Genomic DNA, 12193 nt, shown 5'->3' with positions numbered 1-12193 from the left:
GGATGGAAGGCTCCGCCGTGAAGGACCTGCCCGATCCGACCCGACTGCGACTGCTGGTCGACGTCGCGCACCACGGCTCCATCGCGGGTGCCGCCCGCGCCAACGCGATCACGGCGTCCGCCGTCTCGCAGCAGCTGACCACCCTCGAGCGCGAGTGCGGCGTCCCGCTGCTCGAGCGCCTCCCCCGCGGCGTCGCCCTGACCGCTGCCGGCGAGGTCCTGGCCGAGCGCGGTCGCGCACTCGTACGGCTCCTCGAGGCCGCCCGCGGGGACATCGACGGGTTCGACGACCACCTCGTGGGGCGCGTCCGCGTCGGGACGATCGCATCGGCGGCGCAGGCGCTCGTCCTGCCGGCGTTGTCCTCGATGGCGGCCGAGCACCCCGGACTGGACGCCACGGTCACGGTGGCCGAGCCGCACGCCAGCCTCGCGGCACTGCAGGAGGGCCGCATCGACCTCGCTCTCGTCGACGTCTACGAGCACGCGCCGATGGCGTTCCCCGCGCGCCTCACGACCACGACCGTCCACAGCGAGCCACTCGTGCTGATCGGCCGTGAGCCGTTCCGGCGCGGGACGACCCTGGCCGACCTGGCCGACGAGCCGTGGGTCATGCCGCCTGCCGAGGCCGCGTGCGGACAGGCGGTCCGCTACGCGTGCCGGCAGGCCGGATTCGAGCCCCAGGTCCGCTGGGAGACCGACGACCTGCAACTGCTCTCGCGCGCGGTTGCCGCAGGGCAGGGCGTCACACTGCTGCCGAGGTTGGCGATCGACGTGGACCGCCCAGGACTGCACACCGTCGAGCCGGCCGGGGTCCGGCTCGGCCGCGAGATCCGCGCCGTCGTGCGCGCCGGCGAGCGGGACCGCCCCCTGCTGAAGGCCGTCACGGAGGCCCTGCAGTCGACGGCCTGATCGGGCGTCAGGCCTTCTCGAGCGCACGGACGATGCCCGCGTACCCCTGCGTCCTCGCGTGGTCCAATGCCGTGCGCCCGTTCTCGTCCTCGATGCCGACGTCGACGCCCGCCTTGACGAGCGTGGTGACGATCTCGACGTAGGGCCTCGAGCCGTCCCCGAGGATGACGGCCTCGAGGAGCGCGGTCCAGCCGAGGTCGTTGACGTGGTCCAGGTCGACACCCGTCCGCACCACGCGACGGATGTAGTCGGCGTGGCCACGCTCACCCGCGGGGATCGGGGACAGTCCGCCGTACCGGTTCTGGATCGTCATGTCGGGCCGAGCCGGGAGCAGCGCCTCGAGCATCGCGACGCTGCCCGTCACGCCCGTGACCAGCCACGGCGTGTCGTGCTGGTGGTCGAGCGCGTCGGGATCGGCGCCCAGCGCCACCAGCAGCCGGGCGACCGCCACGTGGTCGTGGGTCGAGGCCAGGAGCAGCGGCGTCTGGCGCAGCTCGTTGCGTGCCTCGAGGTCGGCACCGGCACGCAGGGCGAGCGCCGCCGCGTCGGCATCGCCCTCGCGAGCCGCAGTCAGGAGACGACGGTCGGCGACGTCGCGACTGACCTTCGGGGCGCGTGCCGCCCTCCGCAGGATCCGCGCCTGGGACTCCAGGGCGCCCCGCTCGGCGAGCTGGACCGGCGTCAGCCCGTCCCTGCGCGAGGCGATCCGCACGTCGGCACCGCCCGCCACGAGGACCCGGACGGTGTCGGCGTAGGCGCGGGCGCGCTCCGGCTTGGCGAAGACGAGCGCCTCGTGCAGGCCCACCCAGCCGAGGTTGTTGACGTGGTCCGGGTCGACGCCCTCGCGGATCAGCCGTCCGACGATGCCCGCGTGCCCGCGCTCGCTGGCGCGGATGATCCCGGTGCCGTCGAACGAGTCCAGGCTCGTGACGTCCGCACCGTGACGGAGCGTCAGGTCCAGCAGCGCGCGATGACCCTCGCTCGTCGCGATGAGGTACGCGCTCTGGACGGTGTCGTCCTTCGCGTTGACGTCCGCTCCGGCCGCGATCAGCCGGCGCGCGGTGGGCACGTCGTCGTCCCACGCCGCGGCGATGAGTCGCGAGTCCAGCTCTGACTGCTCGAGGTCCATGAAGGGGTTCGCGCTCCTCGGAGTGGGCGTTGAGCTGGGCGCGGTGGAGCCCGGCGTCGCGCTGCTCGTGGTCACTTGCCGGTCGGGCTGCGCTCGATCGGTCGACTCACAGCCGACGAGCAGGAGCACCATCGCCGCTGCGGCCACGACCACGCATGCCGGCCGCCTCACAGGGACGGGCCTTCCGTGCACAGCGCGTTCTCGATCGTGGTCCGCGCATGGTCCTCGGCGACCTGTTGCGCGCGCTCTCGGTCGCCGCTCGCGATCGCCTCGAACAACTCGACGTGCTCGGCGTGGATGGGCGCCGGATCGGTGTGCTGGGTCAGCAGCCAGCGTCGGCGCTGCGACACGATCGCGAGCACCTCGTGGGCCATCGTGCCCTCGCCGAGCGAGGCCAGGACGTCGTGGAAGCGGCCGTTGGCCGACACGGCCGCCTCGAGGTCGCCGCGGTCGATCGCCGCCCTGGCCTCGTCGAGGACGGCTCGCAGGGGCGCGAGGCTCTCGCCGGTGACGGAGTCGGCGACGAGCCGCCCGACCAGGACGCGCTCCAGTGCGGCACCCACCCCCGCCAGCTCGGCGATCTCACGGGCGTCGTACGTCCGGACGGCGATGCCGCGCGTGTCGCGGTCGACCGCGAAGCCCTCGAGCACGAGCGCCTGGAGCGCTTCGCGGACGGGGACGCGGGACACGCCCAGGTCGGCTGCGATCACGCGTTCGACGAGCCGGCTGCCGGGTGCGTACGACCCGCCGACGATCCGCTCGCGGATCTGGTCACGGACGTCCTCGCGCAAGGGGCGGAACGAGGCGTGGGTCGTTGGCATACCAAAAACGGTATACCAACGACCCACGTCAGCTGACGCCGAAGTTCAGGCTCCCGGGATGGTCGTCGCCTCGGCACGGTTCGCGGCGCACACGACGGCCCGCAGCGAGGCCGTGACGATGTTCTCGTGGATGCCGACGCCCCACACGACCTCGCCGGCGATCTCGCACTCGACGTAGGCGGCGGCCCGGGCGTCACCGCCGGAGCTGAGCGCGTGCTCGCTGTAGTCCAGGACACGGATGTCGGCGCCGGTCTGGCGCATGCCGTCGACGAACGCCGCGACGGGACCGTTGCCCTCGCCCTTGAACGAGCGCTCCTCGCCGCGCACGACCAGGTCGACGACCTGCTCGTCGTGACCGTCGGCGTTGGTGACCGACGTGAACTGCTGGAGCGCGTACGGCTCGTCCCGCTCGAGGTACTCGCGCGTGAACGCGCCCCAGATCTCCTCGGGCTGGATCTCGCCGGCCTCGCCCTCGCTCATCGACTGGATGGCGCGGCTGAACTCGATCTGCAGGCGGCGCGGCAGGTCGAGGTGGTGCTCGGTCTTCATGATGTACGCGACGCCGCCCTTGCCGGACTGGCTGTTCACGCGGATGACGGCCTCGTACGTGCGGCCGACGTCGTGCGGGTCGATCGGCAGGTAGGGCGCCTCCCACGTCAGCTCGGAGACCGGGACGCCCTGCTGCTCGGCCCGGCGGTCCAGGTCCTCGAGGCCCTTCTTGATCGCGTCCTGGTGCGAGCCGCTGAACGCCGTGTAGACCAGGTCGCCCGCGTACGGGTGGCGCGGGTGGACCGGCAGGTTCGTGCAGTACTCGACCGTGCGGCGGACCTCGTCGATGTCGGAGAAGTCGACCTGCGGGTCGATGCCCTGGCTGAACAGGTTCATGCCCAGGGTCACCAGGTCGACGTTGCCCGTGCGCTCGCCGTGGCCGAACAGGCAGCCCTCGACGCGGTCGGCGCCGGCCATCAGGCCCAGCTCGGTCGCGGCGACGGCGGTGCCGCGGTCGTTGTGCGGGTGCAGCGAGATCGCCGCGAACTCGCGACGGCTCAGGTTCCGGCCGAACCACTCGATCTGGTCGGCGTACGTGTTCGGCGTGGCCATCTCGACCGTCGCCGGCAGGTTGAGGATGATCTCGCGACCGGCCTCGGGCTGCCAGACGTCCATGACGGCCTCGGAGACCTCGAGGCTGAAGTCCAGCTCGGCGGCGGTGAAGATCTCGGGGCTGTACTGGTAGCCGAACGCGGTGTCGCCCAGGTTCTGCTCGGCGTACTTCATGACCAGCTCGGTGCCCCGCGTCGCGATGGCGCGGCACTCGTTCCGGTCGACGTTGAACACCACGCGGCGGAACAGCGGCGCGACGGCGTTGTACAGGTGGATGTTGGCGCGGTCGGCGCCCACCAGGGACTCGGTCGTGCGCTCGATCAGGTCCTCGCGGGCCTGCGTCAGCACCGAGATCGTGACGTCGTCGGGAATCGCGTCACCATCGATGAGCGAGCGGACGAAGTCGAAGTCGGTCTGGCTGGCCGACGGGAAGCCGACCTCGATCTCCTTGTAGCCCATGCGCACGAGCAGGTCGAACATGCGGCGCTTGCGCGCGGGGGTCATCGGGTCGATGAGGGCCTGGTTGCCGTCGCGCAGGTCGGTGGACAGCCAGCGCGGGGCAGAGGTGATCTGCTGCGACGGCCACGTGCGGTCGGGCAGGTCGATGGGGGTGAAGGCCTGGTAGCGGCCGAAGGGCATCGGGGACGGCTGCTGGGGCGAGACGGCGTTGTTCTTCATGGGACGGTCTTCCTCGGGGGCTCGACGAGCGTTTCAGCGGTCGGTCATGACGAACTCCGCGCCGAGGGGTCCGACCTTCAGAGGACCTCGACGCGGCAACGAAGGAGGAGGTTCGCGATCCGCATGGTGGTCCCAGCCTAACACCGGCTGCGGGACGCGAGCCTCGTCCCGGGTGACTAGGGTCGAGAACATGGCCCCCCATCAGCACGACACGACAGGTGCGTACGTCAAGGCCGGTGAGGCCTTCGACCGCGACATGAACTACATCCCCGACCGGATCACGCGGGACGGCAATCCGCCCGCGGACGACCGCGCGGGCACCGGCAAGCCCGCGGTCGCGGATGCGCCGACCTGGCCGGTCGAGGCGGGTCGCTACCGACTCGTCGCGGCGAAGGCGTGCCCGTGGGCCACGCGGGCGCTCATCGTGCGCGACCTGCTGGGCCTGCAGGACGCCATCAGCGTCGGCCTGCCCGGCCCCACCCACGACGCGCGCAGCTGGACGTTCGACCTGGATCCCGGCGGCATCGACCCCGTCCTGGGCATCGAGCACCTCCAGCAGGCGTACTTCGCGCGCTACCCCGACTACCCACGGGGCATCACCGTCCCGGCGATCGTCGAGGTCGCCAGCGGCAAGGTCGTCACCAACGACTTCCCGTGGATCACCCACGACCTGTTCTTCGAGTGGCGCGACCACCACGGCGCCGAGGCGCCCGACCTGTGGCCCGAGGACGTCCGCGACGAGATGGAGGACGTCATGGTGCGGATCTTCCACGAGGTCAACAACGGCGTCTACCGCTGCGGCTTCGCCGGCTCGCAGGACGCGTACGAGGACGCCTACGACCGGCTCTGGACCGCGATGGACTGGCTCGAGGAGCGGCTGGCCGACCGGCGCTACCTGATGGGCGAGGCGGTCACCGAGGCGGACGTGCGGCTGTTCACGACGCTGGCGCGGTTCGACGCGGTCTACCACGGCCACTTCAAGGCCAACCGCAACCAGCTGACCGAGATGCCGAACCTGTGGCGCTACGCCCGCGACCTGTACCGCCAGCCCGCGTTCGGCGACAACACGGACTTCGAGCAGATCAAGCAGCACTACTACGTCGTGCAGACCGACATCAACCCGACGCAGATCGTCCCGAAGGGTCCGGACACGTCGGTCTGGCTCACCTGAGCAACGAGCGGGGCACGATCCGCGCCAGCCACCGCGTGCGCCGTCCGCTGGCCGCCTCCAGCGAGTCCACGACGCGACGTGCCTCGGACACCCGCGAGGCCGTGGCCGTGCCGGCGTAGCGGTCCCGCTCGACCTCGGCCACGAGCGCGTCCATCGACGAGGGATCCACGCCGTGACCGTCGAGCCGACGAGCGAAGCCGCGGGGCGTCTCGGCGGGGTCGAGTCCGATCCCGAGGTCGCGCGCCGTGTCGGCGACCTCGTCCCACAGAGGCGCGGGCGACTCCTCCCCCGCGCTCCACCGGCGACGTCGGCGCAGTTGGCGCACGATGCCGGGCACCGCTCCGAGCAGGGCGACGACGACCAGGGCCAGCGCCGCGGGCCGCCACGTCGACGTGGGCTGCTCGGTCGACTCGTCGGTGGCCGCGTCCTGGCCCGGGTCGAGCGACTGCTCGGACTCCCGGTTGTTCCCCTCGGGGACCTCGGAGTCGCCGTCGTCGCCGTCGGCGGCCTCGGCCTCCTCGGTGAACTCGGTCGCCTCGCCGATGCCGGGCGTGGCGTCGAAGCCGATCCAGCCGATCCCCTCGAAGTAGGCCTCGGTCCACGCGTGCAGGTCGTCGGAGTCGACTCCGTACGACACGGAGTCCGGGGTGCGCCGCAGGACGCTCTCGCCGGGGGCGTAGCCGACCGCGACGCGCGTGGGCACGTCCAGCAGGCGACCCATCACCGCGAGCGTGGAGGCGAAGTGCACGCAGTAGCCCTCGCGCACGCGCAGGAAGGCGGCCATCGCCTCGAGCCCGTTGCCGTCGAAGTCCTCCTCGACCGGGGTCTCGACCGAGTAGGAGAAGTCCGTGCGCAACCAGTCCTGCAGCGCCAGCATCCGGTCGTAGTCGCTCGTGGCGTCTCCGCCGTGCTCCTCGGCGAGCCGGGAGATGATCGAGGGCACGCCGTCCGGCAGGCTGCGGTACGAGTCGAGCATGTTCCCGGCCGGATCGACGTTCCTGACCTGGTCGGCCGTGGGACGGCGGTCGACGCTGGTGACGGTGTACGTCTGGTCCTCCGTGCTCGAGCCCTCCTCGGCCCGAACGGTGCTGCCGTCGCGCATCCACTGCCACTCGCCGTCGAGGCCCTCGATCCGGACGGCCGGGTACGGCACCGGGAGGTAGGTGGAGCGCAGGCTCTCGATCCGCAGGCTCGTCGTGACCTGCTCCGTCTCGACCTGCTCGGCGATGTCGTCGACGCCTTCGACGTCGAGGTCGCCGAAGACGGGGCTGGGGCTCCACGTGCGGCCGTCGAAGCGGCGCAGGACCGCCACCTTGAGGTACTGGCCGCCCTCCCCGTCCGTCGAGTAAGTGAGGACACGGCGGGTGTCGGACTGGCGCAGGCTGCGACCGAGCTCGATCATCGGGTTGATGCCGCGTCCGAAGACGTCGCTCTGGGCCACGCCGAAGTCGCTCGACGTGGGGGCGATCGTGGGGGCCAGCGTGGGGACGACGAGGGCGAACGCCAGCCCGCCCGCCGCCGTGAGCGCCGCTCCCCCGCGCGGCACGAGTCCGACGTGGGCGGTCTCGGACCACCACAGCCACAGCCACGCGAGTGCGACGCCCGCGAAGACCCACCACGGCGGCGCCTGCATCGCGATGACGCTCGGCACGACGAGCATCGTGGACCACAGCAGGCCCAGGAGCGGCACCCGCCAGGACTGTCGCGCGACCGCATCGCCCAGCACGAACATGACCGCGAACGCGAACGCGACCAGCAAGATGACCGAGGACGGCGGCGTGATCGGCGCGGCCTCCTCGACGATCACCGTGCCCGCCCGCTCGAGCTGCCGGCGCAGCTCTTCCAGCGATGCGGCGGTCGGCAGCCCGAGGAAGCTGGTGCCGGGAGCGAACGCCCAGACGATCATCGTCACGGACGCGACCACGCCCGCCACCGTCGCCCACGCCGGTGCCACGAGTCGCACCGCCATGATGGCGACGGCGCTGGGCACCAGCACCGAGAGCACCAGGACGATCCAGCGCGTCCCCTCGAACAGGGCACCGAAGCCACCCAGCAGCACCACGCTGGCCACCAGCACGACGAGCGTGTCGAGCGCCTCCTCGCGGCGGTCGCGAACGGTCATGTCGCCGCCACCCCCGCGGACCGGGACCACACGTCCGCGAGGTCGTCGGACGAGTCGCGCACGACCACGTGCCAGCCGGCGCGGGCCAGCATCTCCTGTGCCGAGTCGTGGGTGCCGCCGGCGACGTAGGCGATCGTGTCGCGTGACGGGACGGCCTGCAGCAGTCGCTCGGCCGCGACCGAGTCCAGCAGCCCCGTGAGGACGATCGTGGTGCGCTCACGGGCGGGCAGCAGCACGGGAGCCGAGGTCGTCTCGGCCAGGGCCAGGCTCACGAGAGCGTCCTGCAGGCCGTGCCCGGACTCGAGCGAGACGACCGAGCCACCGCACGCGAGGTCGACGTCGAAGTTGCGCTCGCCGTAGTGCGTGACGAGTGACGCGGCGGCCGAGACACTCCACTCGAACCCGGCGTGGTCGTGGACCCGCGGGTCGGCGTCCAGCACGACCAGCACGGTCGGGCGCAGCTCGGACTCCTCCTGGCGGACCATCGGCTCGCCGTGGTGCGCGGTCGCCTTCCAGTGCCAGCGCTTCAACGCGTCGCCCGGCAGGTAGGGGCGCGCGATCACGTCGTCCTGGCCCAGGCCCGAGGTCGGGTGCATCCGGCTCGTGCCGTCGTTGGAGCCTCCGGGGCCCAGGCGGGCATCGAGAGACCGGCGCCGCGGCAGCACGATGAACCGGTCGCGCTGAGACGAGGTCAGGGCCCGCTCGACCAGCCCGAAGGCGTCGCCGACGACGACGCTGAGCGGTCCGATCTCGTGGCTGCCACGCCGGCGCCCGCGCAGCTCGTAGTCGAGCTCGACGGTGCTCCCGGTCATGGGCGGGACCGCGCCGGCCGCCGAGCCCAGCAGCGTGCTGGGGATCCGGTCGCGCCAGCGACTCGCGACGACGGGCACGACGGTGCGCAGGACGACCTCGAGCCGCACCTCGACGGTCTCGTCGGGCTCGACGATCGCCGGCTCGATCGTGCGCGTCACGTCGAGGCGCGGACCGGCGACCAGCGACGCCAGGAGCGCCACGACGACCAGGCCGGCGCAGAGGCAGGCGACGGGCATCAGGGCCGGGATCCCGACCATGACCGCCAGCGCGAGGCTCACGGCCGCGGCCGCGATGAGCGAGACCGAGCGGCCCGTGAGCGTCATGATCAGACCGGGACGCGGCGCAGGATGTCCGCCACGATCTCGGACGCCGTGCCGCCGCCGCGCAGCGGGACGAGGCGGTGCGTGAAGACCGTCCCCGCCAGCTCGACGACGTCGTCGGGCAGCACGAACTCACGGTCGCGCACGGCCGCCAGCGCCTTGGCGGCACGCACCAGCTGAAGAGTGGCGCGGGGGCTCGCGCCCAGGCGCAGGTCGCCGGACTCGCGGGTCGCGCGGGCCAGCGCCACGACGTACCTCTCGACCGACTCGGCGACGTGGATCGATCGTGCGTGGGCGATCATCTGCTGCAGGTCGTCGACCATGATGACCGGCTCGAGCATCGCCGCCGGGTCCTGGTGGTCGCGGTCGCGCAGCATCGCCAGCTCGGCCTCGGCATCGGGGTACCCGAGCGAGATGCGCGCCATGAACCGGTCGCGCTGGGCCTCGGGGAGCACGTAGGTGCCCTCCATCTCGAACGGGTTCTGGGTGGCGACGACCATGAACGGCGACGGCAGCGGATAGGTCGTCCCGTCGACGGAGGCCTGGCGCTCCTCCATCGCCTCGAGCAGGGCGGACTGCGTCTTCGGCGACGCCCGGTTGATCTCGTCACCGACCACGATGTTCGCGAAGACCGCGCCGGGCTTGAACTCGAACTCGGCCGTGGCCTGGTTGAACACCGAGACGCCCGTGACGTCCGACGGGAGCAGGTCGGGAGTGAACTGGATGCGGCGGACCGAGCAGTCGATCGATCGTGCCAGCGCGCGTGCGAGCGCGGTCTTGCCCACGCCGGGAACGTCCTCGATCAGCAGGTGGCCCTCGGCCAGCGTCACCACCAGCGTCGTCTCGATGGCGGACTGCTTGCCGTCGATGACCTTCGCGATGTTGTCCAGGACGGACTGAGCGGCGGCGGCGAAGTCCATGCAGTGATCCTAGGCACACTCGGCAACGCACGGCACGGGATCCGCGGCGATACCGTGGGTCCATGGCCCGCCTCCTCGTGGTGCAGCACTGCCCGACCCCGCGCCTGGTCACGCTCGCCGACGCCGTGCTGGCGGGAGCGCGGGACCCGGCCATCGAGGGAGTCGAGGTCGTCGTGCGGCCCGCCCTCGAGGCCACGGTCGAGGACGTCCTCTCGGCCGACGCCTACCTGCTCGGGACGAGCGCCAACCTGGGCTACGTCTCCGGCGCGCTGAAGCACTTCTTCGACTCCGTCTACGACGACGTCCGCGAGCCGACGGCCAAGCGGCCCTTCTCCTTCTGGATCCGCGGCGGGTACGACACGACCGGCGCCGAGCGCGCCATGGAGTCCATCACGACGGGCCTGCAGTGGTCGCTCGCGGCCCCGCCGCTGGTCTTCACCGGCGACGTCGACCCGCACCTGGACGCGGCGACCGAGCTGGGCGCGACCATGGCGGCCCTGCTGATGCCCTGACTCAGCGGGTCAGCCAGGTGCGCAGCCGGTCGAGCGGCCACGTCGTGACGATGCGGTCGGGATCGATCCCGCGCTCGGTCGCACGGGCCGCGCCGTAGTCGAGGAAGTCCAGCTGACCCGGCGCGTGCGAGTCGGTGTTGATCGCGAACAGGCACCCCAGCTCGAGCGCGAGGTCGATCAGCTCGTCGGGCGGGTCCTGCCGCTCCGGTCGCGAGTTGATCTCGACGGCGACACCGTGGTCGGCGCACGCACGGAACACGGCTTCGGCGTCGAACTGCGACTGCCGGCGCTTCCCACGCGAACCCTCGACGAGCCGTCCCGTGCAGTGGCCGAGCACGTCCGTGTGCGGGTTCGAGACCGCGGCGATCATCCGCCGGGTCATCTCGCGCGCGTCCATCGCCAGCTTCGAATGGACGCTGGCGACGACGACGTCGAGTCGGCCGAGCAGGTCGTCGTCCTGGTCGAGCGTGCCGTCCAGGTGGATGTCGACCTCGATCCCGGTCAGCAGGGTCATCCCCTCGAGCTGCTCGTCGAGGTCGGCGATGACCTCCAGCTGGACCTCGAGCCGCTCGCGACTGAGCCCGTTGGCGATCGTGAGGCGCGGCGAGTGGTCGGTGATCGCCTGGTACTCGCGGCCGCGCCAGACCGCCGCCCGCGCCATCTCCTCGATGGGACTGCCGCCGTCGGACCAGTCCGAGTGACTGTGCAGGTCGCCGCGCAGCAACGCGCGCAGCTCCGCGCCGCCGGGGGCCAGCGCTTCGGTGTTGCGCTCTCGCAGGTCCGCCAGGTAGCCCGGGACGCGCCCGTCCAGCACCTCCTCGACCAGGGTCGTGGTGCGAGGGCCGAGGCCCTTCATCCTGCCGAGCGCGCCCTCGCGGGCTCGTTCGGCGATCTCGTCGGCGGAGAGGTCGGCCAGTGCGGCCGCCGCCTTGCGGAAGGCCTCGACACGATACGTGGACGCACGCTCGCGCTCGAGCCAGAACGCGGTCTCGCGCAGCGCCTCGACAGGGTCCATTCGTCCATCGTGCAGGAACGACCCGGACGTCACCAGAGCAGCGACGCGGCGATGAGGAACATCACGAGGCCGATCACGAGGTCCAGGACCTGCCAGGCGCGCGGCCGCGCCAGCAGCGGGGCGAGCCGCGTGGCGCCGAAGCCGAGGGCCGAGAACCACGCGACGCTGCCCAGGCTGGCGCCGACCCCGAACCACCAGCGATCCACCGGCCCGTGCGACTGGGCGATCGAGCCCAGCAGCACGACCGTGTCGAGGTAGACGTGAGGGTTGAGCCACGTCAGCGCCAGCACCTGCAGGACGATCGCGCGGCGCGCCCCCACCGCCAGGCCCTCGGCCTTCAGCACCTCGGGACGCAGCGCCCGGCGGATGGACGCGATGCCGTACCCGACCAGGAACGCCACGCCGAGCCACGTGACGACGTCGATGAGCCATGCGGCGCGGTCGACGATCGCACCGATGCCCGCGACGCCGGCCAGGATCAGCGTCAGGTCCGAGATGGCGCAGATCGCCACGACGATGCCCACATGGGCGCGACGGATCCCCTGCCGCAGGACGAAGGCGTTCTGGGCGCCGATCACGATGATGAGGGACAGTCCGGTCAACGCCCCGGCGACGATCGCATGCAGCACAGCCACGACGTTAGGGACACCAGGTGGTGAAGTCCAACGAATCATTCTTCATCT

11 protein-coding genes are annotated in these 12193 nt (G+C 71.7%); 3 read left to right on the top strand and 8 right to left on the bottom strand.

Features of this window, described 5'->3' with window-relative positions; all coding sequences use genetic code 11:
• The first annotated feature begins 2 nt into the window (after window positions 1–2).
• Entirely contained in the window at window positions 3–908 is a 906-nt protein-coding gene (locus tag RT323_RS03035) for a LysR family transcriptional regulator (protein WP_313404913.1), read from the top strand.
• A gap of 7 nt (window positions 909–915) precedes the next feature.
• Here the strand turns inward: RT323_RS03035 and RT323_RS03030 are convergent, their stop codons facing one another.
• The 3 genes from RT323_RS03030 to leuA all read right to left on the bottom strand — a co-directional run bounded on the left by RT323_RS03030 (window position 916) and on the right by leuA (window position 4637).
• A complete protein-coding gene (locus tag RT323_RS03030) occupies window positions 916–2037 on the bottom strand; it encodes an ankyrin repeat domain-containing protein (protein ID WP_313404911.1) in 1122 nt (373 codons plus the stop codon).
• A 167-nt stretch (window positions 2038–2204) separates the two neighbouring features.
• Entirely contained in the window at window positions 2205–2858 is a 654-nt protein-coding gene (locus tag RT323_RS03025) for a GntR family transcriptional regulator (RefSeq protein WP_313404909.1), read from the bottom strand.
• A 45-nt stretch (window positions 2859–2903) separates the two neighbouring features.
• Complete coding sequence (gene leuA / locus RT323_RS03020; RefSeq protein ID WP_313404908.1) at window positions 2904–4637, bottom strand: 2-isopropylmalate synthase; 1734 nt, start codon at window positions 4635–4637, stop codon at window positions 2904–2906.
• Window positions 4638–4827: 190 nt separating this feature from the next.
• Between leuA and RT323_RS03015 the strand changes: the two genes are divergently transcribed.
• Complete coding sequence (locus RT323_RS03015) at window positions 4828–5808, top strand: glutathione S-transferase C-terminal domain-containing protein (protein ID WP_313404906.1); 981 nt, start codon at window positions 4828–4830, stop codon at window positions 5806–5808.
• Here RT323_RS03015 and RT323_RS03010 read toward each other — a convergent pair.
• From RT323_RS03010 to RT323_RS03000, 3 genes are read right to left on the bottom strand one after another with little or no spacing between them, the layout of a single operon-like run.
• Window positions 5801–7930 carry a DUF3488 and transglutaminase-like domain-containing protein gene (locus tag RT323_RS03010; protein WP_313404904.1) on the bottom strand — a complete coding sequence of 710 codons (2130 nt, stop codon included), beginning with the start codon at window positions 7928–7930 and terminating at the stop codon, window positions 5801–5803. The genes RT323_RS03015 and RT323_RS03010 overlap by 8 nt on opposite strands.
• Window positions 7927–9066: a DUF58 domain-containing protein gene (locus RT323_RS03005; protein WP_313404902.1), complete on the bottom strand. Its 1140-nt coding sequence runs from the start codon at window positions 9064–9066 to the stop codon at window positions 7927–7929. Before RT323_RS03005 ends, RT323_RS03010 begins: the two co-directional genes overlap by 4 nt.
• Window positions 9067–9068: 2 nt before the next feature.
• Window positions 9069–9983, bottom strand: a complete 915-nt coding sequence (locus RT323_RS03000; RefSeq protein ID WP_313404900.1) for an AAA family ATPase — start codon at window positions 9981–9983, stop codon at window positions 9069–9071.
• A 62-nt stretch (window positions 9984–10045) separates the two neighbouring features.
• Between RT323_RS03000 and RT323_RS02995 the strand changes: the two genes are divergently transcribed.
• The gene (locus tag RT323_RS02995; RefSeq protein WP_313404898.1) at window positions 10046–10495 is read left to right on the top strand and encodes an NAD(P)H-dependent oxidoreductase; all 450 of its coding nucleotides are present in this window, start codon (window positions 10046–10048) and stop codon (window positions 10493–10495) included.
• Between the two features lies 1 nt (window position 10496).
• Here RT323_RS02995 and RT323_RS02990 read toward each other — a convergent pair whose 3' ends face one another.
• Together RT323_RS02990 and RT323_RS02985 are read right to left on the bottom strand one after the other, a co-directional pair.
• Window positions 10497–11510: a PHP domain-containing protein gene (locus RT323_RS02990; RefSeq protein ID WP_313404897.1), complete on the bottom strand. Its 1014-nt coding sequence runs from the start codon at window positions 11508–11510 to the stop codon at window positions 10497–10499.
• Window positions 11511–11539: 29 nt separating this feature from the next.
• Window positions 11540–12145, bottom strand: coding sequence for a LysE/ArgO family amino acid transporter (locus RT323_RS02985; RefSeq protein WP_313404895.1), 606 nt, complete (start codon window positions 12143–12145; stop codon window positions 11540–11542).
• Window positions 12146–12193: the final 48 nt, after the last annotated feature.

The organism is Aeromicrobium sp., from assembly GCF_032084975.1.
Classification (GTDB): domain Bacteria; phylum Actinomycetota; class Actinomycetes; order Propionibacteriales; family Nocardioidaceae; genus Aeromicrobium.
This window is presented reverse-complemented; position numbering and strand designations above follow the sequence as displayed.